General features: G+C 64.6%; 24 protein-coding genes. 6 read left to right on the forward strand and 18 right to left on the reverse strand.

The annotated features are described in order from the left end of the window. Window positions 1–5 precede the first annotated feature (5 nt). From JGU72_RS02975 to JGU72_RS03010, 8 genes are all read right to left on the reverse strand, one after another. On the reverse strand, window positions 6–173 hold the full coding sequence (locus JGU72_RS02975) for a DUF3117 domain-containing protein (protein ID WP_003931055.1): 168 nt from the start codon (window positions 171–173) through the stop codon (window positions 6–8). Window positions 174–353: 180 nt separating this feature from the next. Next, window positions 354–914 carry a DNA-3-methyladenine glycosylase I gene (locus tag JGU72_RS02980; protein WP_233531051.1) on the reverse strand — a complete coding sequence of 187 codons (561 nt, stop codon included), beginning with the start codon at window positions 912–914 and terminating at the stop codon, window positions 354–356. Beyond that, window positions 911–1,222: a DivIVA domain-containing protein gene (locus tag JGU72_RS02985; RefSeq protein WP_199682236.1), complete on the reverse strand. Its 312-nt coding sequence runs from the start codon at window positions 1,220–1,222 to the stop codon at window positions 911–913. The genes JGU72_RS02980 and JGU72_RS02985 overlap by 4 nt, the downstream gene beginning before the upstream one ends. A 45-nt stretch (window positions 1,223–1,267) precedes the next feature. Further along, window positions 1,268–2,206, reverse strand: a complete 939-nt coding sequence (locus JGU72_RS02990) for a glucosyl-3-phosphoglycerate synthase (RefSeq protein ID WP_199682237.1) — start codon at window positions 2,204–2,206, stop codon at window positions 1,268–1,270. Then, window positions 2,203–3,093 carry a dihydropteroate synthase gene (gene folP / locus JGU72_RS02995; protein ID WP_199682238.1) on the reverse strand — a complete coding sequence of 297 codons (891 nt, stop codon included), beginning with the start codon at window positions 3,091–3,093 and terminating at the stop codon, window positions 2,203–2,205. The genes JGU72_RS02990 and folP overlap by 4 nt, the downstream gene beginning before the upstream one ends. A gap of 41 nt (window positions 3,094–3,134) precedes the next feature. Continuing rightward, entirely contained in the window at window positions 3,135–4,907 is a 1,773-nt protein-coding gene (locus tag JGU72_RS03000; protein ID WP_199682239.1) for a long-chain-acyl-CoA synthetase, read from the reverse strand. Further along, window positions 4,904–5,485 (reverse strand): LOG family protein, encoded by a 582-nt coding sequence (locus JGU72_RS03005; protein WP_199683172.1) that lies wholly within the window; start codon window positions 5,483–5,485, stop codon window positions 4,904–4,906. The genes JGU72_RS03000 and JGU72_RS03005 overlap by 4 nt, the downstream gene beginning before the upstream one ends. Then, window positions 5,479–6,294: an LOG family protein gene (locus JGU72_RS03010; protein ID WP_199682240.1), complete on the reverse strand. Its 816-nt coding sequence runs from the start codon at window positions 6,292–6,294 to the stop codon at window positions 5,479–5,481. Before JGU72_RS03010 ends, JGU72_RS03005 begins: the two co-directional genes overlap by 7 nt. Before the next feature lie 147 nt (window positions 6,295–6,441). On the opposite strand from JGU72_RS03010, the gene JGU72_RS03015 reads away from it, so the two are divergent. After that, entirely contained in the window at window positions 6,442–7,893 is a 1,452-nt protein-coding gene (locus JGU72_RS03015; RefSeq protein ID WP_199682241.1) for a serine/threonine-protein kinase, read from the forward strand. 18 nt (window positions 7,894–7,911) lie between these two features. Here the strand turns inward: JGU72_RS03015 and dapE are convergent, their stop codons facing one another. Beyond that, entirely contained in the window at window positions 7,912–8,988 is a 1,077-nt protein-coding gene (dapE, locus tag JGU72_RS03020) for a succinyl-diaminopimelate desuccinylase (protein ID WP_199682242.1), read from the reverse strand. Window positions 8,989–8,998: 10 nt separating this feature from the next. Continuing rightward, window positions 8,999–9,943: an SMP-30/gluconolactonase/LRE family protein gene (locus tag JGU72_RS03025; protein ID WP_199682243.1), complete on the reverse strand. Its 945-nt coding sequence runs from the start codon at window positions 9,941–9,943 to the stop codon at window positions 8,999–9,001. A 66-nt stretch (window positions 9,944–10,009) separates the two neighbouring features. Here JGU72_RS03025 and dapD point away from each other — a divergent pair, with 66 nt between their 5' ends. The 4 genes from dapD to gnd all read left to right on the forward strand — a co-directional run bounded on the left by dapD (window position 10,010) and on the right by gnd (window position 14,488). Further along, the gene (gene dapD / locus JGU72_RS03030) at window positions 10,010–10,963 is read left to right on the forward strand and encodes a 2,3,4,5-tetrahydropyridine-2,6-dicarboxylate N-succinyltransferase (RefSeq protein ID WP_199682244.1); all 954 of its coding nucleotides are present in this window, start codon (window positions 10,010–10,012) and stop codon (window positions 10,961–10,963) included. Between the two features lie 190 nt (window positions 10,964–11,153). Next, window positions 11,154–11,981, forward strand: coding sequence for a polyphosphate--glucose phosphotransferase (gene ppgK / locus JGU72_RS03035; RefSeq protein ID WP_199682245.1), 828 nt, complete (start codon window positions 11,154–11,156; stop codon window positions 11,979–11,981). A gap of 28 nt (window positions 11,982–12,009) precedes the next feature. Next, on the forward strand, window positions 12,010–13,455 hold the full coding sequence (gene zwf / locus JGU72_RS03040; RefSeq protein WP_233531055.1) for a glucose-6-phosphate dehydrogenase: 1,446 nt from the start codon (window positions 12,010–12,012) through the stop codon (window positions 13,453–13,455). Window positions 13,456–13,468: 13 nt separating this feature from the next. After that, window positions 13,469–14,488: a phosphogluconate dehydrogenase (NAD(+)-dependent, decarboxylating) gene (gene gnd, locus JGU72_RS03045; RefSeq protein ID WP_199682247.1), complete on the forward strand. Its 1,020-nt coding sequence runs from the start codon at window positions 13,469–13,471 to the stop codon at window positions 14,486–14,488. A gap of 57 nt (window positions 14,489–14,545) precedes the next feature. Here the strand turns inward: gnd and JGU72_RS03050 are convergent, their stop codons facing one another. Next, window positions 14,546–16,453: a glycoside hydrolase family 15 protein gene (locus JGU72_RS03050; protein WP_199683173.1), complete on the reverse strand. Its 1,908-nt coding sequence runs from the start codon at window positions 16,451–16,453 to the stop codon at window positions 14,546–14,548. A gap of 391 nt (window positions 16,454–16,844) precedes the next feature. Then, window positions 16,845–17,792 carry a helix-turn-helix transcriptional regulator gene (locus tag JGU72_RS03055; protein WP_199682248.1) on the reverse strand — a complete coding sequence of 316 codons (948 nt, stop codon included), beginning with the start codon at window positions 17,790–17,792 and terminating at the stop codon, window positions 16,845–16,847. A 92-nt stretch (window positions 17,793–17,884) separates the two neighbouring features. On the opposite strand from JGU72_RS03055, the gene JGU72_RS03060 reads away from it, so the two are divergent. Further along, a complete protein-coding gene (locus JGU72_RS03060; protein ID WP_199682249.1) occupies window positions 17,885–18,295 on the forward strand; it encodes a VOC family protein in 411 nt (136 codons plus the stop codon). Between the two features lies 1 nt (window position 18,296). Here JGU72_RS03060 and JGU72_RS03065 read toward each other — a convergent pair whose 3' ends face one another. The 6 genes from JGU72_RS03065 to JGU72_RS03090 form a co-directional block, all read right to left on the reverse strand. Beyond that, window positions 18,297–18,722, reverse strand: coding sequence for a PPOX class F420-dependent oxidoreductase (locus tag JGU72_RS03065; RefSeq protein ID WP_199682250.1), 426 nt, complete (start codon window positions 18,720–18,722; stop codon window positions 18,297–18,299). Between the two features lie 12 nt (window positions 18,723–18,734). Then, window positions 18,735–20,135 carry an acyl-CoA synthetase gene (locus JGU72_RS03070; protein WP_199682251.1) on the reverse strand — a complete coding sequence of 467 codons (1,401 nt, stop codon included), beginning with the start codon at window positions 20,133–20,135 and terminating at the stop codon, window positions 18,735–18,737. Between the two features lie 5 nt (window positions 20,136–20,140). Continuing rightward, window positions 20,141–20,773, reverse strand: a complete 633-nt coding sequence (locus JGU72_RS03075) for a rhomboid family intramembrane serine protease (RefSeq protein WP_307828274.1) — start codon at window positions 20,771–20,773, stop codon at window positions 20,141–20,143. A gap of 17 nt (window positions 20,774–20,790) precedes the next feature. Beyond that, window positions 20,791–21,747, reverse strand: a complete 957-nt coding sequence (locus JGU72_RS03080; RefSeq protein WP_199682253.1) for a proline dehydrogenase family protein — start codon at window positions 21,745–21,747, stop codon at window positions 20,791–20,793. Window positions 21,748–21,749: 2 nt separating this feature from the next. Next, window positions 21,750–23,387 carry an L-glutamate gamma-semialdehyde dehydrogenase gene (gene pruA, locus JGU72_RS03085; protein WP_199682254.1) on the reverse strand — a complete coding sequence of 546 codons (1,638 nt, stop codon included), beginning with the start codon at window positions 23,385–23,387 and terminating at the stop codon, window positions 21,750–21,752. A gap of 71 nt (window positions 23,388–23,458) precedes the next feature. After that, on the reverse strand, window positions 23,459–24,970 hold the full coding sequence (locus tag JGU72_RS03090) for an ATP-dependent DNA ligase (RefSeq protein WP_199682255.1): 1,512 nt from the start codon (window positions 24,968–24,970) through the stop codon (window positions 23,459–23,461). Window positions 24,971–24,973: the final 3 nt, after the last annotated feature.

Genomic DNA, 24,973 nt, shown 5'->3' on the forward strand with positions numbered 1-24,973 from the left:
CGGCGCTAGCTGGTGACACCTTTGAGCTCATCGCCGAGCGCTGCCGCTTCCTCAGGTGTGAGTTCGACGACCAGACGACCCCCACCTTCGAGCGGGACGCGCATGACAATTCCTCGCCCTTCCTTGGTTGCCTCGAGGGGACCGTCCCCAGTGCGGGGTTTCATGGCCGCCATCCCTGCTCCCTCCAGATCTGCGCCGGAACTGTTCCGCGCCGCGTACTGCACCATCAACTACCGAAAAGTGTCTTGTTACGTCGAGGACTCGCCCTTCCGAGCGAGCCTCGAAGTTCTATTGTTCCCTATCCGAAGATTCAGCGGGTACCTGAGTTCCCAAGTTACAGAAATGGCGGCCTTTCACATCCGCGGAACCCAGCACTCCTCGATGTGATCGTCGACCATTCCGGTCGCCTGCATGAGCGCGTAAGCCGTTGTCGGACCGACGAATTTGAACCCGCGTCGCTTCAGTTCCTTCGCCATCGCGGTAGATTCCGGCGTCACCGCGGGAACCTCGTCGACCCCACTCGGACGTTTGCGTCCGGCTGGCGCAAACGACCACAGCAGGTCGTCCAGATCCACGTCCAGTGCCAGGGTCGCCTGCGCATTGCCGATGGATGCCTCGATCTTCTGCCTGTTGCGCACGATCCCAGGATCGGCAAGCAGCCGTTCTACGTCGGCATCGGTGTACGCCGCGACGGTCTCCACCACGAAGTCGGCGAAGGCCGTCCGAAACGCCGGCCGCTTGCGGAGGATCGTGATCCACGAGAGCCCCGACTGGAACGCCTCGAGACACAACCGCTCGAACAGTTCGTCACGACCGTGCAGCGGTCGACCCCACTCGTAGTCGTGGTAATCGCGGTACAACTCCGACCCCGTCGACCACGAGCACCGCACCCGCTGATCCGCCACGACGGTCATTGCTTGTCGAAACTCACGCTGGTCGCGCCCTGCGCTGCATCCAATTGCTGGCGGAGGCTGTCGATTTCCCGCCCCAACCGTTCCAGCGCCCAATCGACTTCGCTGGCCTTGTACCCGCGGAGGGTCTGCTGGAACCGCAACGCAGCAACATCGGATCCGGTGACGTCGTATGCGGGCAGCACCGTCGCCGTCGTACCTCGCGGTAAGGGCGCAAGCTCTTCGCCCCTCCCGAACACAGCACTGGCCGCGAGGAAGAGAATCGCGCCGACAAGCGCGACGATGAACACGTACAGCAGCGCGGTGAGCATGGACCGAGCCTACCGAGACCCACCGACAGGCCGCCGCACGAGAACTTACGGACGCAACGTGTTCATCGGCGGCCGGTCGGTCAGCGACACCTCGGTGCTGACGGCGACGAAACGCTCACCCTCCAGCGGGAACTGGGTGAGGGCTGCCCCCGAGTCCTTGACCCCGCACCTGCCGAGCATCGTTCCGATGATCTGCCGACTCATCACGCCGAGGTCGGATAGCGGTCGGTTACGGTGCTTGCGCACACCGAGATTGACCTGGCCGATGGCGGACAGGCCACGGTTGTCGTAGGTGTCCAGCAACAGCCCGATCTCCACGCCGTACCCCGGCGCGAACGGCACGGAGGCCATGAACTCACGGGTCGCCGCATACTCGCCCCCAAGTGGTTGCAGCACGCTCGAAAGCTCGGGCCGCATCGCCGACAGCAACGGTCGGGCAACCAGTTCGGTCACACGGCCGCCGCCGTTCGATTCGACGGAGCCACCATGCTGCAGCGGCCGCCGATAATAGCCCTTCACAAGTGCGATTCCCTCGACCGTGAGCAGCGGACCGAGCAGCTTCGGGACGAAATCCGGGTCGGGATTGATCAGATCCGAGTCGATGAACGCGATGATGTCTCCGGTCGCCACCGCCAGCGAGCGCCACAGCACCTCGCCTTTGCCGGGTACGGGCTCGAGTTCGGGGACCGCTTCCTCACGGCTGATCACAGTCGCACCGGCCGCTCGCGCACGCGCCGCGGTTTCGTCGGTCGAACCGGAGTCCAGCACGATCAGCTCGTCCACGAGACTGCCGAGCAGCGGGTGAATCGTGTCGATGACGCCGGCGACCGTCAGCTCTTCGTTCAGCGCGGGCAGCACGACCGAAACGGTGCGACCGGCTTTCGCGGCGACGAGTTCCTCGACCGTCCAGCTGGGCTTTTCCCAGGTGTTGGTATCGGCCCAGTCTCTATGTGCGGGGGTATTGGTGATGTCGGAGATCGTCATGCCAAACCTCTCACGGTTTGCGCAGGCTGCCTGGTGCCCTGGATAGCGGCGACCATGTCGACTACCCGCCTTGTCGATGCCACCTCGTGCACTCGGAACATCCTGGCACCCCCAGCCGCCGCCATCGCCGTAGCTGCCAAGGTTGCCTCCAAGCGCTCGGTGAGCCCTACACCAAGAGTCTCCCCGATAAAGTCCTTATTGCTCAGCGCCATAAGCACTGGCCATCCGGTGTTTACAAGAACGTCCACGCGACGCAACAACTCGAGCCCGTGATAGGTGTTTTTGCCGAAATCGTGGGTCGGATCGATCAAGATCGCGTCCTCTGCCACGCCAATCTTCCGTGCCCGTTCGGCAGCCGCAACGACCTCGGACACCACCTCGGCAACCACGTCGACGTACCGGATTCGGTGCGGACGGGTCCGCGGTACGGCACCACCGGTATGGCTGCAGACGATGCCCGCGCCGAGTTCGGCGGCAACCTCGACCAGCTCCGGGTCGGCACCGGCCCATGTGTCGTTGATGAGGTCGGCACCCTCGCCGACCGCACTACGCCCTACCGTTCCGCGCCAGGTATCGATGCTGATCAACAGATCGGGATATTTCGCGCGGATCGCGGCGACGAACGGCACCGTCCGCCGAGTCTCCTCGGCGGCGTCGACCTCGGCACCCGGACCCGCCTTCACACCACCGATGTCGACGAGATCGGCGCCCTCGGCCACCGCCCGGTCCACCGCCGCCATCGCGGCAACATCGGTGAACGTTGCTCCGCGGTCGTAGAAAGAATCGGGCGTTCGGTTGACGATGGCCATCACGAGCGCGCGATCGGTCGCGACAGGTTTGCCACACAGCGTGGGCTGCACTGCAGTGGGGCGCGGCGGCGTATTCATGTCTCTTCCATCGTGACACGGCACACCGCTACCGGCAGAATTCAGCGAGGCTTCTTTCCGGCACCGACCTCGTCGATGTAGTCGTCGTAGAACTCCACGTAACCGTCGTCTTTGCCCGAGAGGACATAGATGTCGCCGGCCTCGTCCGTCGAGTAACCCATCTTCCGGATCTTGACCTTCTGGATCTTGTGCGTCGAGGTCTGCTCGAACTCTTCGACGACCCGGATGAACAACGGAACCGCGTACGACGGCAGATCCGAGTAGAGCTGGTCGGCCACCGCCTTACCGTCGAACTCCTTGCCCTCACGCAAGATCACCGCCGCCATACCGGCCTTGCCGTCCGCGCCCTTCACCTCGACCCCGAATACGACACCCTGATCGATGACGTCGACGTTGTCGATCGCCCCTTCGACCTGGGTGGTTGCGACGTTTTCACCCTTCCAGCGGAAGGTGTCACCGAGCCGGTCGACGAACGCGACATGCATCCAGCCCTGTTTCCGCACAAGATCGCCGGTGTCGAACCAGCAGTCGCCGTCCTTGAAGGCGTCCCGGACGAGCTTCGCCTCGGTCGCGTCGGCGTCGGTGTAGCCGTCGAAGGGTGCCCGATCCGTCACCTTGGCCAGGAGCAGGCCGACCTCGCCCTTGCCCACCTTTTTGAGCTTGCCGTCGGAGCCGCGCTTCGCCTTGCCGGAATCGTCGTCGTACTCGACGACGGCGTGCGGCAGCGGGCTCGCGCCGGCAGTGCGGTCGAGGTTCAGCGCGTTGACGAAGGCGATGTTCGCTTCGCTCGCGCCGTAGAACTCCACGATCCGGTCGATCTCGAAGCGGCTCTTGAAGTCGTCCCAGATCTCGGGCCGCAGACCGTTTCCGACGGCGAGTCGAATGTTGTTGTCCCGGTCGGCTTCACGCTCCGGCTGGTTGAGCAAGTAGCGGCACAGTTCACCGATGTAGATGAACGCCGTTGCCTTGTTCAGGTTTGCGTCCGCCCAGAACTTGGACGCCGAGAACTTCCGGCCGAGGGCAAACGTGCCACCCCCGCTGAGGACCGCGGACAGCGCGACCGTGATCGCGTTGTTGTGGTACAGCGGGAGGCAGCTGTACAACGTGTCGTCGTCGTGCAGGCGAATACCGAGCCCGCCGAGCCCTGCCATACCTTTCAACCAGCGGAAATGCGTCATCACGCTGGCCTTCGGATAGCCGGTGGTCCCGGAGGTGAAGATCAGGAAGGCCTTTTCGCGTCCAGTGATCTCGGCGCAGACGTCAGGATCCGAGACGTCGGCATCGGCCGCAAGCCGGTCCAACTCTTCGGCCCACAGGAGTGTGCCCGCATCCGGCTGCTCCGACAGGGAGTCGAGAGCTTCCTGGCATTCCTCGCCCACGACGAGCGCACGCGACTCCAGCAAGCCAAGGCTGTGTGCGAGCACGTCACCGCGCTGGTTGTGGTTGATCAGGCCTGCAGTCGCACCGAGTTTGACGATCGCAAGTGTGACGAACATGGTCTCGGGCCGGTTGGTCATCAAGACACCGACCACATCACCCCGGGTGACACCGCGTTCGGTCAGGACCGCGGCATAACGATTCACTGTCTCGTTCGCTTCGCCGTACCCGATCGACTTGCCTTCGAACCGGAGGAACGGCCGGTCCGGGTGGTGATGCGCGGCCTTCTGAAACACAAGACCGACCGAGTTCTTCGCATCGGGCTTCTTCACCAGACCGGCCGCGCCGCGCGTCATGCTGACGACATCGGTTGCCATTGCCGGTAGCCGCTTCGCGATGTCGAGCAGGCCGATTGTCGACCGTGCGCGCTCACTCATGAATTTTGCTCCTCCGCTGTGTGGGCGCGTCGTCCGCGCAGGCATTCGTCTAACGCTTCGTCCACGCTCGTCGTTACGACGAGTCGATCGAACGCCCGTTGCCCCACGAACCCGTGCTCGCGCAGGTCTCGCAACCATGCGAACAAACCGTCGTAGTGACCGCCGGGATCGAGCAGAACGATCGGCTTCTGGTGCATACCCAGGTAGCCCGCAGTCCATGTCTCGAAAAGCTCTTCGAGCGTGCCCAGCCCGCCCGGCAACGTCAGGAATGCGTCGGCGCGGTCGTCCATCACCTGTTTGCGCTGCCGCATCGTGTCGGTGACGATCAATTCGTCCGCATCGACATCCGCGACCTCGCGATGCACGAGCGTTTTGGGTATCACACCGACCGTGCGGCCACCGGCTTCCCGAGTCGCGTGCGCAACCGAACCCATCATCGATACGTTGCCACCGCCCGAGACGAGCTGCCAGCCCCGTCGGCCGATCTCTTTGCCCACCGCAGCGGCGAGTTCCAGGTACTCGTCGCGGTCGGTGCCGGAAGCGCAGTACACACAGATGGCGAAGGGTTCGGTCACCAGCGGTCCTCGGTACCGAGGGCGAAGTTGTCGGTTCGCTTCTCGCGCTCGTGCTCGGCCGCTTGGACTATCTCGACGACCTCCTCGACGCTGTCCGTGACGTGAATCAAGCGCAGGTCCTTCTCGTTGATCTTTCCGCCCGTGAGCAGAGACGTACGAATCCATTCGAGCAGGCCGGCCCAATATTCGGTTCCGAACAGCACGATCGGGAATTGATTCACTTTACGGGTCTGCACCAATGTCAACGCTTCGAACATCTCGTCCAACGTGCCGAATCCGCCGGGTAAGCAGACGAATGCCTGCGAATACTTGACGAACATCGTCTTTCTGACGAAGAAGTAGCGGAAGTTGATACCGACGTCGACCCACTCGTTGAGGCCCTGCTCGAACGGCAGCTCGATACCCAGCCCCACCGAATATCCGCCGCCTTCGCTGGCGCCTCGGTTGGCCGCCTCCATCGCGCCCGGTCCCCCGCCGGTGATGACCGCATACCCAGCCTGCGCGAGGGCGGCTCCCAACGCCCGTCCGGCGGCGTACTCGGGATGGTCGGCGCCAACGCGGGCTGACCCGAATACTGTTACAGCTCTTGGAATTTCGGCGAGCGCGCCGAACCCCTCGACGAACTCGCTCTGAATGCGCAGGACCCGCCACGGATCTGTGTGGACCCAGTCGGTCGGCCCGCGCTGGTCCAGCAACCGCTGGTCTGTAGTCGAAGTTTCGGCCTTGCGGTCACGTCGCAGCGTGACCGGTCCACGGTACTTTGCTTTGGAGTCGGGCTCGTGCCCGCGGTCCGCGGTGTCGTCGGATGACATGCGGCACAGGTTATCGGGCACAGGCACCGCAGCCGGTGCCGCCCGACGGATTGCGCGACGTGATCGACCGCACTGGGCACTACAGTCACACGGAAACCTGAGCAAGCGAAACAATTCGGCAGGACGCGAAAGGGGGGCCTAGGCGCGATGGCACTCAAGCCCGGCGAATCGATCGGCGGGTACCGCATACAGAGAATCCTCGGCGCGGGCGGCATGGGGACTGTGTATTTGGCGAAGCATCCGCAATTGCCGCGCTTGAACGCAGTGAAGGTGCTGAATTCCGCGCTGACCGACGACGCCGGATTTCGTGCTCGCTTCGAGCGGGAGGCGAATCTCGCGTCGAAGCTGGACCACCCCAATCTGATCTCGGTCCACGACCGCGGCGAAGAAGACGGTCAACTGTGGATCGCGATGAGCTACATCGACGGGACGGATGCCGCGATCGAGGTCGCAAAGGGTCCGAACGTCATGACGACGACGCGAGCGCTGCGAATCATCACCGAAGTGGGCAAAGGTCTGGACTACGCGCATCAGCGCGGGTTGCTGCACCGTGACGTGAAGCCCGCGAACTTTCTGCTCTCCGGGAGCGATCACAGCGAAGAGCGGGTCGTACTCACCGATTTCGGCGTCGCCCGCTCCGCCGAGGAGACAATTCAGCTCACCCAGACCGGAACCTTCGTCGCAACGATGGCGTACGCGGCCCCCGAGATTCTGCTGGGCCGCCACCTCGACCATCGAACCGACATCTACGCGCTCGGTTGTGCCCTCACGAAGTTGCTGACAGGTCGCGACGCCTACCCGTCGACCATCCCGGCCACGGTGATGATCGGGCACCTGCACGAGGCGCCACCACGCCCGAGCGTCATCCGCCCCGGCTTGCCACCGGCGATCGACGCGGTCATCGCCAAAGCAATGGCGAAGGACCCATCCGGTCGTTACAACTCGTGCCGCGAGTTGGCCGCGGCAGCATCGGACGCACTGCTCGGGCGCGGAGCTCCGAGCGGCGAGCACTACCCGTATTCGCCACCTGCACACTTCGCGGCGCCCGGACCGCGGCCCAACCGGCGGACAGGCGTGATCGCCGCCGTAGCCGCGGCGGCCCTGCTCGCCACCGCGGGCATCGTTCTTGCACTCAACAGCGGAAACTCCGCCGGGGACACGTCGACCGCAGCGACATCGACGACGAGCCGGCCCGACGAAACCAGCAACCCGCCGCGCACATCAGCGACACGAACACGGTCGACCACAACGACACGCACAAGCACGGCGACCACGTCCACGACCTCGCCCGGCTCATCCGGCAACGCTGCCTGCGGACCCTACGACTCGATCAAGGCGGATGTCGACGCGGCCATCTCCGTGCCGGCGCCGCAACATTCGGACCGTGTTCGCAAATACAACGACATTGCGGACAAGATCGAGCCGGCAGCCCAGCAGACACCACAGGGTGACGTCGCCGACATGCTGAACAATGCCGCCGAACGCGCCCGTGCCCTTGCCACACGCGCTGGTGAGCCGGATGCGACCGACGACGAACTCGAGGGCCTGCGAATCCAGTTCGTAGATCCGTGGGTGGCATTGAGCTTCATGTGCCTATGACGTCAACGCCCCCATACGTCAAGGCGCCTCCGACGCCAAATACTGCCGCAACACTCGGGTCACTTCCGTGATCTGCGCGACCGGAACGTGCTCTTCCGGCTTGTGTGCGAGATTCGGATCACCCGGACCGTAGTTGACCGCGGGAATGCCGAGCGCCGCGAAGCGAGACACGTCGGTCCAGCCGTATTTGGCGCGCACTTCGCCGCCTGCGGCAGCGATCAGCGCCTTGGCCGGGGCTGCTGACAATCCAGGCAGTGCACCCGGCGCGCTGTCCGTCCGCTCGATCGTCAGGTCGAGTCCGTCGAAAACCTCGAGCACGTGCGTCGTCGCCTGCTCGACAGTGCGGTCGGGGGCGAAGCGGAAATTGACGTCGAGGTGCGCGGCATCGGGAACGACGTTGCCGGCCACCCCGCCGCCGACGCGCACCGCCGACAATCCCTCGCGGTAGACGCAGCCGTCGATATCCACGGATCGGGCAGAGTATTCGGAAAGTCGTTGCAGCGCGGGCCAGAGCTTGTGAATTGCATTGTCTCCCAGCCACGATCGGGCCGAGTGCGCTCGGGTGCCTGCCGCCGTCAAGCGAACCCGCAGCGTGCCTTGGCAGCCGGCCTCGATGTAGCCGCCCGAAGGCTCACCGAGAATCGCGACATCACCGCGTAGCCACTCCGGCAACTCCCGTTCGATCCGGCCGAGACCGTTGAATTCGGCTGCGATCTCCTCGCAGTCGTAGAAGATCAGCGTCAGGTCGTGCGCGGGCTCCTCGATGGTGGCGGCCAAGTGCAGAAAGACCGCATCCCCCGACTTCATGTCCACGGTCCCGCAACCGTGCAGCACATCGCCGTCTCGGCGCGACGGCACATTGTCCGCGATCGGGACGGTGTCGAGGTGACCGGCGAGAATCGCCCGGCTCGGCAGTCCCCGATCTGTCCGGGCGAGCACAGAATTGCCCATCCGGACGACCTCGAAGCTCGTCTGGTCACGCAGCGCCGCCTCGACCGCGTCGGCGATTTCCGCCTCGTTGTGCGACACACTCGGAATATCGACGAGGGCGGCGGTCAGCTCGATCGGATCTGCGCGAAGGTCCAGAATGCTCACGCGTCCCAACTTACGGTGCGGCGGTGGTTGCGCCCGGATCGAACCCGCCGGGGATCTCGAGGATCGTCCCGTCGAAGCCGCCACGAAACAGCCGACCTTCGGCAAAGCCGCCACTACCGCGCCCGTAGGTCAGAACGCTCGACATCGCGACTCCCGACGCCAGAACGCAGTACTGGTTCGGGGCATCGACCCGAATGATCTGACCAGCCAGGTTCAACGGCACGACCGGACGGTCGCGTGCATCCAGGGTCAGCCCGTCCGGCGCCGAGAGGGCCTCCGCGCCACCGAGATTCAGCACGGACTCAGGCGCACCTGGATTGCCGGTGGGTATCCGGCTCACGCCTGGATTCGCGAAAGTCCGGGCGACATACAGAAAGGCATCGTCGGAACTCAGCACGGCGCCGTTCGCACTCGGCAGACTCGCCCAGTCCGCCTGGACCGCACCGTTGGGCGAGACCCGACCGACCAGATTGCCGAAATCGTTTGTCGCATAAATTGTTCCGTCACGGGCGACGTCCATACCGTTTGCCGCACTGAGACCACCGGCGATCGGCGTCACCGCGCCCGTGCCGACGTCGACGCGGGCAACGCCGCCCGGCCGCAATGCGTCACCGAGCAGAATGCGCGGATCCCCGAACCCGACGAGCAGTGCGCCGTCCGGAGCCCACGCGAGCGCCCCCGCGCCGGGAACCGTCGCAATCTGGACCGGCGCAGCACCGGGTGCGTCGATCCGCAAAATCCGGCCACCCGCCGCGTCGGTCACATACATGCGCCCACCTGGATCAACGGTCGCGCCCTCGATCGCGCCGGCGATCCTGCCCACAACCACCGCACCCCGCCCCGCGCCAGGGCAGATCGGAGCTGCGTTCGCCGCACCGCCACCCGTGAACACGAACGCGGACAACACGGTAAGCGCAGCGGTGACGATCGACGCGAGACGCGGGATATTCGGCATGCCGACATTCAAACACCAGCCACCGACAGGGCAGGTCGAATCGGCGGCGCAGTAAACTCTGCCCTCGTGAGCGCACAGGGAGCAACAGCAGTCGGAATCGCCAACATCGCGGCAAACGGGACCGTTCTCGATACCTGGTATCCCGCGCCGGAACTCGGCGAGCCGGGCGAATCGGGTTCGACCCGCCTGTCGGGCGATGACATTCCTGCGGACCTGCGCCCGTTGGTCGGACCGGACGAAGCCCGGGGCGTCGACGTCGTCGCCGTCCGCACGACCATCGCCGACCTCGCCAAGCCGCCCATCGACGCCCATGACGTCTGGCTGCGCCTGCACCTGATCTCGCACCGGCTGATCCGCCCGCACGGCGCCAACCTCGACGGGATCTTCGGTCTGCTCGCCAATGTCGTGTGGACCAATCACGGTCCGGCCGCCGTCGAGGGCTTCGAGTCGACTCGTACGAAGCTGCGGGCGCGCGGGCCGGTGACCGTGTACGGCGTCGACAAGTTCCCGCGCCTGGTCGACTACGTGGTCCCGACCGGAGTGCGGATCGCCGATGCGGACCGCGTCCGACTCGGTGCCCACCTCGCAAGCGGCACGACCGTCATGCACGAGGGGTTCGTCAATTTCAATGCGGGCACGATCGGCAACTCGATGGTCGAAGGCCGTATCTCGGCGGGCGTTGTCGTCGGCGACGGCACCGACGTCGGCGGTGGCGCGTCCATCATGGGAACGCTGTCGGGCGGCGGCAAGGAAGTCATCTCGGTCGGCGAGCGCTGCCTGCTCGGCGCGAACTCGGGCCTCGGCATCTCCCTCGGGGACGATTGCGTCGTCGAAGCCGGCCTCTACATCACGGCCGGCACGAAGGTGACCGGACCGGACGGCACGGTCGTCAAGGCCCAGACCCTCAACGGCAAGAGCAACATCTTGTTCCGCCGGAACTCAGTCTCCGGCGCGGTAGAGGTCGTGCCGTGGAAGGGCACCGGCGTCGAACTGAACGCCGCTCTCCATTCCAACGACTGACCACACGCATTTTCGATCGCTGAACGCACGAACGATTGAGCATGCGAACGACCCAATTCCTCGTGGCCGCCCGGTCTTACGCCGTCAGCTAAGTCTCCGCACACCTAATTGGTGTGAACGCACGTACGGATACGTGCGCAACGCCTAATGTGGGGTTCGCTTCGGAAACTCACCCGAGGAGGGCGGAAGAATGACCGAATCCCCAGCCGAATCCACCACACCTGCAGCGCCTGGGCGCACCGCGTGCGGGATAGATATCGGCGGCAGCGGCGTAAAAGGCGCAATAGTCGATCTCGCGGACGGCTCCCTGGTCGGTGAGCGGGTCCGTATCGATACGCCCCAGCCCGCGACGCCCGACGCGGTTGCGGCCACGGTCGCGGAGGTTGTCAAGCAGTTGGGCTGGGACGGGGCCGTCGGGATCACGATGCCCGCCGTCGTCACGGGCGGTATTGCCCGCACTGCCGCGAACATCGACGATTCGTGGATCGGGACCGACACGGTCGCCCTTTTCAGCGCCGCTCTCGGCGGCGTCCAGGTGACCGTGCTCAACGACGCCGACGCTGCCGGACTTGCCGAAGACAAATACGGCGCAGGCAAAGACGCTGCCGGCGTAGTCATTCTGCTCACCTTCGGAACCGGTATCGGTTCGGCGGTGCTGACGGACGGCGTTCTGGTGCCCAACACGGAGTTCGGCCATCTCGTCGTCGACGGCAAGGAAGCCGAGCATCGTGCGGCGTCGTCGGTCAAAGAGCGCGAGGACATGTCCTACAAGCACTGGGCGAAAGAAGTTACGCGCGTGCTCACCCACATCGAAGACCTCCTCTGGCCGGATCTGTTCGTCGCGGGCGGTGGCATCAGCAAAAAGAGCGACAAGTGGATCCCGTTGCTCACCAACCGGACTCCGATCGTCCCCGCTGCCCTGCTGAACACCGCTGGCATTGTCGGCGCCGCCATGGCCGCCGATTCCGCCGCGCGCGGATCGGCACAAGCGCAGATACTGGCAAGCGCGAACTCCTGATCAACGACGCATGCGCGAAGGACCACATATGCCATCGACCGCTCCAGCAGTCACCGATCCACATGTTGTCGTGTTGTTCGGCGCCACAGGCGATCTCGCACGCCGGAAGTTGATTCCCGGCATGTTCCACCTCTCGTTGTCCAAACTCGCGCCCGATATTCGGATCGTCGGGACTTCGCTCGACGACATCGACACCGAGCGGTTCCGCGAGGTCGCCAAGGCAGCGTGCGACGAACATGCGCGGCGCAAGATCACCGATGAAGAATGGGCAGCATTCGAAGAAAAGATCTGCTACGTCCCGCAGGGCGAGGGTCCGGCTGCGCTCTCGGCTGTTGTACAGGAGCAGGCCAACAAACTCGGCAACGACGCACGGATGCTGCATTACCTCAGCGTCCCCCCGAAGGCAGCGATTCCAGTGCTTCACATGCTGGAGGAGGCAGGCCTCGTCAAGCACTCCAGAATCATCATGGAAAAGCCCTTCGGCACCGACTTGGAAAGCGCCAAAGCACTCAACGCGGCAATTCACGAGGTTTATGCGGAAGAACAGGTATTCCGCATCGATCATTTCCTCGGGAAAGAGGCCGCGCAGAATATTTTGGCGTTCCGCTTCGCGAATGGGCTGTTCGAGCCGATCTGGAATCGCAACTTTATCGAACATATCCAGATCGACGTACCGGAGAAACTGACGCTCGAAGGCCGAGCTGCGTTTTACGAACCGACCGGTGCATTCAAGGACATGGTCGTCACACATCTGTTCCAAATTCTCGCGTTCATGGCGATGGAGCCGCCCACCGAACTCGCGCCCGCGGCGATCGGCGAAGAAAAGAACAAAGTATTTCGCTCGATGGAGTTGCTCGATCCCGCCAATGTCGTGCGCGGTCAGGTCCGCGGGTACCGCGAGGAACCGGGCGTCTCCCCCGAGTCGGATACCGAAACCTTCATTGCGCTGAAAGCCGAGATCGACAACTGGCGCTGGGCGGGCGTGCCGTTCTACCTGCGCACCGGAAAGTATCTCGCCGACGGCCAGCGCATCATTTCCATCGCTTTCCGTGAACCGCCCGCGAGCATGTTCCCGCCCGGTTCGGGTGTCGGTTCGCACGGTCCGAACCACCTGACCTTCGACCTCGCCGACGCGTCGAAGATGTCGCTGTCGTTCTACGGCAAGCGTCCGGGTCCGGGCATGAAGCTGGACAAGCTCAGCTTGCAGTTCGCGATGCAGGAAACCGAAAGGGTCGGCGACGTTCTCGAGGCATACGAGCGGCTGATCCTGGACGCGATGCACGGCGATCACACGTTGTTCACGACATCCGCCGGCATCGAAAGGCTCTGGGAGGTTTCGCAGCCGCTGCTCGACGATCCGCCGCCGGTCCGCGGCTACGACCCCGGATCATGGGGTCCGAACGCGATCCACCAACTAATCGCTCCACGTGCGTGGAGACTTCCGTTCGAACGCGTCTGGCGCGCCAAAAAGTAAGGATGGAGTCGTTATGCAGCTAGGAATGGTCGGACTCGGCCGCATGGGCGCGAACATCGTGCGCCGCATCATGAAAGACGGCCACACCGCCGTGGTGTTCGACATGAACGCGGACGCGGTCAAGGAGCTCGAGGGCGAGGGCGCCGTCGGCTCGTCGTCGATGGAAGATTTCGTATCGAAGCTCGAAACACCCCGTGTGGTGTGGGTGATGATCCCGGCCGGAATCACCGGCAAAGTTATCGATCAGGTTGCCGAGCTGCTCGACGAGGGCGACATCATCATCGACGGCGGCAACAGTCGTTACCACGAGGACATCAAGCGTTCGAAGGCGCTGGCGCCCAAGGGCATTCACTACATCGACATCGGCACGTCGGGTGGGGTGTTCGGTCTGCAGCGCGGCTTCTGTTTGATGGTCGGTGGGGAGACCCCACAGGTCCAGCATCTCGATCCACTGCTCAAGTCGATCGCTCCGGGGATCGGGGTCGCCGAGCGCACGCCCGGTCGCGAGGGTGAGCCGTCGACATCCGAGCAGGGCTACCTGCACTGCGGTCCCGCGGGTGCGGGCCACTTCGTGAAGATGGTGCACAACGGCATCGAGTACGGCGCGATGGCTGCCTACGCCGAGGGAATGAATATCCTGCACAAGGCCAACATCGGCTCGCGCGAAGCGGGCGAGTTCTCCGCCGAGGAGACACCGCTCGAGAATCCGGAGCTCTACCAGTACGACATCGACCTCAAGGAAGTAACCGAGGTCTGGCGGCGAGGTTCGGTCGTCGCGTCGTGGCTGCTCGACCTCACCGCGGCGGCACTGTACGCAGATCCGACCCTCGACACGTTCGGCGGTCGGGTATCCGACTCGGGTGAAGGTCGCTGGACGATCGACGCCGCGATCGACGAAGGCGTGCCGGTACCGGTGCTTGCAGCGTCGCTGTTCCAGCGGTTCAGCTCGCGCGGTGAAGCGCTTTACGCCGACAAAGTCCTGTCCGCTATGCGCAAGGCATTCGGCGGACATCACGAGCTACCGAAGAAGTAGAACGCGCGCTGTGCGCGGTGAGCGAGTCCCTGGACTCGCGCACCGCGCACAGTACGTTCAGTGGGCCGGCTGAAATTCGCCGGCAGCGTGGTCCTGCTCGGCCCGTATCACGTGTACGACCGCGTTGATCAAGGCCAGGTGTGTGAACGCCTGGGGGAAGTTCCCGAGGTGGCGCCCGGTCCTGGTGTCGATCTCCTCTGCGTAGAGTTTCAGCGGACTCGCGAAGGCCAGCAATCGCTCGCAGAGCTGCTTTGCACGCCGGAGCTCACCGATCTCGACGAGCGCGGAGACCAGCCAGAAGGAACAGATGGTGAAGGTTCCTTCCTCGCCTTCGAGGCCGTCGTCGGTCTCCTCGACCTTGTACCGCAGCACCAGTCCGTCGACCGTGAGTTCGTCCGCGATTGCCAGAACAGTTGCCTTGATCCGCGGATCGTCGGCGGGCAGGAAGCGCAGCAGCGGCATCATCAGGGCTGATGCGTCGAGTGCCGGAGCGCCGTAACGCTGCGTGAACACTCCGCGTTCGTCGATGCCGTTGGCGCAGATGTCGGCGTGGATCTCGTCGGCAATCTTCTTCCACCTGATCGCATGTTCCTTCTCGCCGTGCAGGATTGCGAGCTTGGTGCCACGATCGAGCGCAACCCAGCAGAACACCTTCGACGACGTGAAGTGCTGCGGTTCGCCGCGCACTTCCCAGATACCGCGGTCGGGCAGCTTCCAGTTCTCGATCGCCTCTTCGACCTGCTTCTTCAAGATCGGCCAGAGCGCCTCGGGCACGTGTTCGCGGGACCGCACATGCAGATACACCGAGTCCAGCATCGCGCCCCACACGTCGTGCTGCCGCTGGTCGAACGCGCCGTTGCCGATGCGGACCGGACGGGCGTAGTCGTAGCCGGACAGGTGCGGTAGTTCGAACTCGGTCAGCGTCTTCTCGCCGCCGACGCTGTACATGACCTGCAGGGTCTGCGGCGTACCCGCTTCGTCGACGGCGACATCGGACAGGAAGTGGAAGAAGTTGTTTGCTTCCCGATCGAGACCGAGCGTATGCAGACCCCACAACGCGAATGTGGAGTCGCGCACCCAGGCGTAGCGGTAATCCCAGTTACGCACGCCACCGGGGGTTTCCGGCAACGACGTCGTCGCCGCAGCCATCAGGGCTCCGGTCGGCGCATATGTCAGACCCTTGAGTGCGAGGGCGCTCTGCTGCAGATAACCGCGCCACGGATGGTCGGGGAACTTGCCGATCGTCAGCCACTGCCGCCAGCACTCGGAGGTCTGCCACATCTTCTGGTCGGCTTCCTCCTGCGTCTGCGGTGCAGGCAGGGGCGACCAGGACAACGCGACGAACGCTTCGTCGCCTTCGACCATGCGCGTCCGCGCGTTGGCGTCGGGGCCTTCGAGGCCCAACCGCATATTGGTCGTCAGTTTGAGGGTCGGCTGCGACCCGTCGGCGCTACCCTCGCACGTCGCGGTCGCCTCTTCGTAGACCTCGCCCGTGTACTCCCATTTCGTCGGCCGGCGGTGGTAGTCGAACGCGGGTTCACACGTGACTTCGACTTCGACAGTGCCGCTCACGCACTTGACGATTCGCAGCAGTACGTGCTCGGCGTCCCAGTCCGTCGGCTGCCGGCGATGCGTCTTGGAGCGCTTGTCCGTGTTGTGCCAGCGACCCATCACGAGGCAGTCCTGGACCAGCAGCCAACCGGTCTCGGTCTGCCAGGTGGTTTCGACGATGAGTCCACCGGGCCGGTAGACGCGCTGGGCCGGTACGTTCTGGCCGTAGGGTCCGACTCGAAAGTGGCCAGCGCTCCGGTCGAGAATCGCGCCGAATACGGACGGGGAATCCGGCCGCGGCATGCACATCCACTCGACGGCACCATTCGGCGCGATGAGACATGTTGTCTCGCAGTCCGAAAGGAATGCGTATTCGTCGATTGGCGGAAAAGGGCTGCGCGCAGAGAAGGGCATCCCGAGTCCGCCGTCGGGTTCGGTCTGTGACTCACTTTCGCCGTTCGCCGAAGCCAGCGACTGCACCACCACATCCGGTTCGGGGCCGGCGGAATCGGAGACCGCGCTCCCCCGCCGAGCAGTCTTCTTTTCAGTATCAGTCGCCGAAGTCGCCATCGCCGTATCTTCCTCGATCCGCACCCGACTTGTCCGCGAATTCGAGTAACGAATACCTACTCGCAGACCGAAAAGACGCATTTGTTCGGACTTCGATTCGAATGGCGTCAAACTATTTGTTTCGCAAACAACACGACCTCGCCGCTAAAGCCGAGAACGTTAGCCTAGGCATGGTTTCTGTTGTCGTTGTTGATGATTCGCAATGCAAATGAAAATCGGCCCGCAAGATTGGCTTTCACCCACCGGCGCGGTACCGCCCGGCGAGTTCCCAGCCGATCCGGCCCAGTTCGGACCGAACGGATTCCGGCTCGAGGACGTCGACCGCCGTTCCCCAGCCCGCCAGATTACGAGCGATATCTAGTGCGGTCGGCGCTGCGATTCGGACCCGCGCCCGCCCGCCTGTTTCGCCGTCGGTGTGGCAATGCCGTCCGAAATGATCACGCAGGATCGGCACGAACCTGACGTCGATCAGCACCGTCGCCCAGGTCCGCGATCGCCGTTGCTCCATCTCACCCACTATCTGTTCCCAGGCCGCGGCGAGCGTGAAGTCGTCGGGGCGCTGGGCGACCGCATCGGTCTGCTCGGCGGCCACGATCCGGTCGACGCGGAATGTTCGCTGCCCGCGGTCGGTTCCGGCAATGAGGTACCAGATGTCGTCCTTGTCGACGAGGCCCCACGGGTCGACCGTGCGCTCACTGCGCTCGCGCGCGTTGTTGGTGTAGGTCAGCCGCACCCTGCGACGACGAACGACCGCTTTCTGCAACAGGTCGACCATCTCGGGACGGTGGCGGTCACGCTCGCCCCAGCGGGTCGGATCGATCATCGTCGCCGACGCCGCTGCCTCGGCATCGGCGCGAAATGTCTGCGGCAATGCGCGCACGAGCTTGCGCAGTGCTGCCTTCGCTTCGTCCGATACGGCCGCGGCAGGGCCGACCAGGAGAAACAGCGCTTGCGTCTCGGTGGCCGACAGCCCACTGAGATCGGTGCGTGCGCCGCCGACGAGCGACCAGCCACCGCCACGTCCTGGTTGCGGGTAGACGGGAATGCCGGCCGCCGACAGGGCCTCGAGATCGCGCCGGGCCGTCGCGACAGACACCTCGAGCTCCGCTGACAACTCGGCGGCGGTAACCCGACCGCGAGCCTGCATCAGGAGCAAAGTGGCAACAAGTCTGTCGGCGCGCATGTTTCAAGTTTCCTCGGAAAAGTGCTCAGTTGATGAGCACTTTAGGCGGCAGAATAGTAAATGTCACCGAACAGGGGAAGGAACCCATTCACATGTTGCGAGGCCTCACTACCGTCACCCATTTCGCCGACGACCTGGGCGCCGCTCAGGCGTGGTACACCGAACTCCTCGGCGTCGAGCCCTACTTCGCAAAGGAGTTCCAGGGAAAGCCCGCCTATATCGAGTACCGAATCGGCGACTACCAGCATGAGCTCGGCCTGCTCGATGCAAAGTACGCCGGGCCCGGCAGGCCGTTGGACGCCGCGAACACAGTGACCTACTGGGCGGTCGACGACGTAGAAGCAGGACTCGAGCGCCTGCTCGCGCTCGGTGCAACCGAGCACGGGAAGGTCACCGAGCAGGGCCCGGGGTTCGTCACCGCATCGGTCATCGACCCATTCGGGAACATTCTCGGGGTGATGTACAACCAGCATTACCTGGACACGGTGGCAGCGCGCGCCTGACCTACCGCGTCAGGCCGTAGAACCGCTCCACGTGGACGCGGAGGACGAGTCGGTTGTCGTTCACCATGACCTGCCGATATTCGGCCCAGTCCGGATGCTCGCCGCGCAGCGAGCGGTAGTACTCGACGAGCTCGTCCGCGGTCGCATCGTCAGGATCGCGGGCGACCTCGGTGAGTTCGGCCCGCCCCTCGGCAACCGCGTAATTCCAGCCGCTGGATCCGTTGACGTGCAGGCTGACTCGCGGATCCCGGCGCATGTTCGCGGTCTTCGCCCTGCCGTCGGTGATCGAAACGACGAACACGCGCGCGGACCGGTCGTACCTGTAGCTGATGTTCGAAATCTGCGGTCTGCCATCGCGTTTCAACGTCACGAGGGCGGCGATGCTCGTGTCGGCAAACAGGTCTTCGAGCGCAACGTCGGCGGTCATGACTCGACGCTACTAGTCGAGGAGCTTCTTCTGTACTTTTCCCATCGCGTTACGCGGCAGGGATTCGCGCACGCGGATCTCGCGCGGGCGCTTGTGAACCGACAGCCCGGTCGCCACGAAGTCGATCAACGCGCGTTCCGAAACCGATTCACGCAGTACGACATACGCGACGACACGTTGCCCGAGGTCCGCGTCGTCGAGACCGACGACGGCCACCTCGGCGACAGCGGGATGTCCGAGCAACGCGGTCTCGACCTCGCCTGCCCCGATCCGGTAGCCGCCGGACTTGATCAGGTCGGTCGACTCGCGCCCCACGATGCGATGGAAGTCGTCGGCGTCTATCGCAGCGACATCGCCGGTCTTGAACCAGCCGTCTTCGGTCCAGGACTCGACAGTCGCCTCCCGCCGCCCCAGGTAGCCGTCGAACAGCATCGGTCCTCGGATCTGCAGTCCGCCGATACTCTCGCCGTCCTTCGGGACTGCGCTGCCGTTCTCGTCGCGCAACCTTGTCTCGACGCCGGCGACCGGCGTGCCGACCCACCCCGGTCGCCGCTCACCGTCCGCGCGGGTCGACAGGGTGATCATGGTTTCGCTCATGCCGTACCGCTCCACCGGCGCATGACCGGTCAGTTCACGCAACCGCTCGAACACCGGCACCGGTAGCGGTGCGCTACCCGAGACCAGCAACCGTGCGTCACGAAGCGCGCTGGCAGCGGCGGGGTCGTCGGCGATCCGTGACCAGACGGTGGGCACACCGAAGTAGAGCGTGCCGGCGGCTTCGGCGTAGGCCTTGGGCGTGGGTGTGCCGGTGTGGATCAGCGGACTACCGACTCGCAGCGGCCCGAGGACACCGAGGATCAGTCCGTGCACATGAAACAGCGGAAGTCCATGGACCAGAACATCTTTGGCTGTCCAGGACCACGCCTGTATCAGAGCATCGAGACCGGCGGCGATTGCCCGGCGGCTGAGCAGAACGCCCTTGGGCGGTCCAGTTGTTCCGGACGTGTAGAGCACGAACGCGACGGAATCGGGCGCCGGCTCTGGATAAACGTGCCACGACCGCGCATGCACCCGCACAGGTACTACCGGCAGGGAAGAACCGGTCGGCGCTTCGCCGAGCCAGGCTTGGGCGCCCGAATCCCGCAGGATGTGTTCGAGTTCGGACGCTCCCGAGTCGGGCGGAACAGGGACGACGGTCACGCCCGCAATGAGGCAGCCGACGATGGCGAGGACCGTGGTCGCGGTCGGTCGCGCCAGAACCGCGACCCGGTCTGCCCGCGCGATGCGCTCGGCGACAGACGTCGCTGCGCCGACGATGTCGCTGCGGGACAGAACGTCGTCGCCGATTCGGACCGCGTCGGGCAGGTCGTACCCGTTCGCAACGGAATAAGGATCGAGAGAACCCAGCAGCACATTGGTTACGGTACCGAGGCCAGAACACGATCCGGCGGCCACACCACCCCGACGACCGCACCGACGACGACACCGGTCAGCACCGCAACACCGTGCACGTCCTGCAGCACCAGCAATGCGACGCCGGTGAGCGACACGGCCAACGCCAACCACAGGTCGCGACGCGATGGTTCGAGCACGGATACGAGGCCGACTATCGAACTCGCGAGTGCCGCGGTCGCCGCCGAACTGCCGGCGCCGGATGTCGGAAATACGTACGTTGCCAGCAACCCGAACAGAATGTGCGAACACGCGAACACGGTGAACATCCGTGCCGTGCCCCAGATCGGATCCGCGATCACCACGACGGCGGCGAGGACGAGAAGGTTGACAGCTGTGCCGACGACGCCCTGATCCTGCACGAGAACCGACGTGACGACTCGCCACCACTCGTCGTCGTAGGTGATGAGACCCGGCGTGCGCTCGAGCCCCTTGATCAGGCCCGGCGCCACCAGTGCAAGCAACGACGGCACCGCAATCAGCGACCACAGCACGACCGGTCCCGGCCGCAGCCGCAATTCGACAAGATTCCCGGACTTCGACCGCGCGACAGACCACGCCAGCGCCAGAACCACGACGTAGAGGATCGCCTCGGCCACACCGCCTCCTGCCGTCCTCAACTGCGGGTCGCCAGCGAACGCAGGAAGAACCGCAGATTCGACGGACGCTCCGCAAGCCTGCGCATCAAGTAGCCGTACCACTGATTTCCGTACGGTACGTAGACGCGCATCGTCGCCCCCGATGCCGCGATTCGTTGTTGCTCGAGGTCGCGAATCCCGTACAGCATCTGGTACTCGAAGCTGGTCGATCCGCCGGTGAGTGCGGGCGCAGCCTCGATGATCTCGGGATCGTGCGACGCAATCATCGGGTAGCCGGCACCGTCGAACAGGGCTTCCAGGCACCGTAGGTAGGACTCGGTGATGTCGGGCCTGCTCTGGTACGCGACTGCCGCGGGCTCGCGGTACGCGCCCTTGCACAGCCGGACTCGCGAGCCGGGCCCCGCGAAGCTGCGGCAGTCCTCGACGCTGCGGTGCAGATACGCCTGGATCACCGCGCCGATCCACGGGAAATCCGACCGGAGCGACTCGATGATCTCGAGCGTCGAGTCGGTCGTCGTGTGGTCTTCGGCGTCGACCGTGACCCACGCGCCGTGCTCGTCGGCCGCGGCGCAGATGATTCGCGCGTTGTCGCGCGCGATCTCGGCACCGTCGATGGGCAGTGCCTGCCCGAGCGCCGAGAGCTTGACCGACACCTCGATCGGACGCACGCCCGGCCTGTGCAACGAATCGGGTACAGGCAACGCAGCGAGATCCCCGATGAGCGACAGATACTCCGCGACCGTCGCATCTGCGCGTGCGCGATCGGTTGTGTTCTCGCCGAGGTAATCGATGCTGACCGCGCGACCGGACGCAAGCAGTGCGCGGGCTACAGCAGCGACCTCCGGCCTGCGCTCCCCTGCGACGAAACGCCCCACAATCTTCTTCGTGATGGGCGCAGCAGTGATCGTCCGCTTCATGCGGTCGGACTTTGCTGCCGCAAGGATCGCAGGCCGGAGCGGATTGGTGAGGGTCATCGTCAGACCTGCATGTGCGGGTAGCGGTAATCCGTTGGCGGAACGAAGGTTTCCTTGATCGTTCGCGGCGAGCACCACCGCATCAGGTTCAGCCGCGACCCCGCCTTGTCGTTGGTGCCCGAAGCCCGTGCGCCACCGAACGGTTGCTGCCCGACGACAGCGCCCGTCGGCTTGTCGTTGATGTAGAAGTTGCCTGCCGCAAAGCGCAGAGCATTCGCAGCCTGGTCGATCGCTGCCCGATCATCCGCGATCACAGCGCCGGTGAGCGCGTACGGTGCGGCTGAATCCACCTCACCCAGAATCGATTCGAACGAACCGAACTCGGAATCGTCGTAGACGTGAACGCTGAGAATCGGACCGAAGTACTCGGTCGTGAACGCCTCGTCGCGCGGATTCGACGACAGGAGCACGGTCGGACGGACGAAATATCCTTCGCTGTCGTCGTATTTACCACCTACTGGTATCTCGATGTCCGCGGCGCCACGTGCACGCTCGATGGCGGCGACGCTCTTGTCGTAGGCACGGCGATCGATAAGTGCGCCACCGAAATTGGCGAGATCCGTAACGTCGCCGTACGTGAGTTCGTCGACCTGTGCCAAGAACTCGTCGGAGATCCGCGACCACACCGAGCGCGGGACGTACGCGCGCGACGCGGCCGAGCATTTCTGTCCCTGATACTCGTAAGCACCGCGAATCAGAGCGGTGCGCAGGACTGCGGGATCAGCAGACGGATGCGCAACGATGAAGTCCTTACCGCCGGTCTCCCCCACCAATCTCGGGTAGCCGCGGTAACTCCCGATATTCGCGCCGACGGTGCTCCACAAGTACTGGAACGTCTTCGTCGAGCCGGTGAAGTGGATGCCCGCGAGGCGCGGATCGGTCAGAGCGACTGTCGACAGGTCGGCGCCGTCACCGGTCACCATGTTGATCACGCCGGGCGGCAACCCTGCGGCTTCCAGCAGCTTCATCGTCCAGTAGGCCGCCAACGTCTGGGTCGGCGACGGCTTCCACACGACGGTGTTCCCCATCAGCGCGGGTGCGGTCGGCAGGTTGCCCGCGATTGCGGTGAAGTTGAACGGCGTAATCGCGTAGACGAAACCTTCGAGGGGCCTGTACTCCATCCGATTCCACACGCCCGGTGCGGAATTCGGCTGCTGCTCGAGGATGTCGCGCCCGAAGGCAACGTTGAAGCGCCAAAAGTCGACGAGTTCGCACGGCGCATCGATTTCTGCCTGCTGAACGCTCTTCGATTGCCCGAGCATCGTTGCGGCAGCGATTGTTTCGCGCCATGGACCGGAAAGCAGGTCCGCTGCGCGGAGGAAGACGGCGGCTCGATCATCGAACGAAAGTCCACGCCAGTCCGCCGCGGCAGCGGCAGCGCTGTCCACCGCACGCGCAGCTTCCTCCTGCGTGGTATTGGACAGGGTGCCCAGGACGTGGCTATGCCGATGCGGGGCAACGATATTGGACCGTTGACCAACTCCTCGGACGTGGTCACCGTCGATCACGAGTGGAACGTCGACGGGCTCTGCTGCCAACTTCGAAAGCGCGGCGGTAATGAGGGCGCGTTCGGAAGTACCCGGCCCGTAGGAATGGACCGGCTCGTTGACAGGTGACGGAACCGCAGTGATTGCGTCCATGCAGTCAGGTTAACGCCGCAATGTGGACGCGGCTACCGGCGACGCTCCAGCGCCTACCCGCTGGACAACACCTAGCCCCCGGGCAGCAACGCCCTGACGGCATCGATGGTGTCGGCGTCCTTGGGTTCCTTGTCCGGCCGGTACCTCACGACCCGCGCGAACCGCATCGCAACACCACCCGGATAGCGACGGCTGACCTGCGCGCCGTCGAGTGCGATTTCGACCACCAACTCGGGCCGCAGGTAGACCGCGTGCGCGTCGCGGTGCGATTCGTGCTTCGGGAACTCCTCGGTCTGCCATGCCAGCAACTTGTCCGTGAGGCCTTTGAACGTCTTCCCGACCATGATCGGCGGGCCGCCGTCGGGATCACGGGCACCGAGATGCAGATTCGACAGAAAACCGGTCCGGCGGCCGTATCCCCACTCGGCACCGATGACGACCAGGTCGAGAGTGTGGACCGGTTTCACCTTCTGCCAGGATCGACCCCGACGCCCGGCGGCGTACGGCGCAGCGAGCGATTTGACCATCACTCCTTCGTGGCCGTCGCGTATCGCCCCGGCCAGGTGGTCTGCGGCCGCCTCTGCTGTCGGCCGGACCAGCGACGGGATGCGACGGTCCGGCGCCACCCGCTGCAACGCCTCCAGCCGAGCCGAAAGCGGTTCTTCGAGCAGGTCGACGCCGTCGAGGTAGAGACAGTCGAAGAAGTACGGATGCAGAAGGAGCTCACCGGCGTCTGCACCGAAGCGGCTCATCGTTTCCTGGAAGGGGCGCGGCCGGCCACCATCGGTCAGAGCCAGGGTCTCGCCGTCGAGAACCACTGTTTCGCAGGCCAACGACAGAACCAACGAAACCAGTTCCGGCACAGTCGTTGTGATCTCACGAAGGGTCCGGGTGAAGATGCGGACCTCGTCGCCGTCTCGGTGCACCTGAATTCGCGCGCCGTCCAGCTTGTAGTCGACGCTGACGTCCGAACCGAGCTCTTCGAGCGCCTCGCTCAACTTGCTCGCCGGCGACGCAAGCATCGGCTGGACCGGCCGGCCGACCTCGAGCCGGAAGCGGGAAAGTTCGTCGAGCCCGCCGCGGACGGCGGCCGCAGCGGTGGCCGGCAAAGCACCACTCAGCATCGCCGCCCGCCGGACCGGTTCGACGGCCAATCCCGCCGCAGCCGCCACAGCATCTGTCATGACGCCCGCCAGCGCGCCCTGCCGCAGGTCCCCCGTCAGTAGTCGAACCAGAAAGTCCTGCTCATCGGCAGTTCCCGCGCCGAACAAGGCGCTCAGCTGTTCGCGACGCTTGTTCACCGAGCCAGTGCCTGCGAGACCAGCGAGCACTTCCAAAGCGTTGTCTACGTCGGTGATCGACAACGTCGCCTCCAGCGCGGGCTCGACCCGGGACGTCGTCAACGTCCGCCACCCGGTACCTATCCGCCGCTGGCGCGGCTCCCCCGTCAACCACGCGACCGTCGCCTCGATCTCCTCGGGCGCGAGTGCCTTGATCAGCGTGGCCAGCGCGGCAACCTTCGCCAGGCGCGAACGGGTACCACCGACCTCTGCGGATGTGGCGACGACCTCTGCAAACAGCACGCC

It is taken from the genome of Antrihabitans auranticaus, assembly GCF_016481275.1.
In the GTDB taxonomy this organism is placed as follows: Bacteria; Actinomycetota; Actinomycetes; order Mycobacteriales; family Mycobacteriaceae; genus Antrihabitans.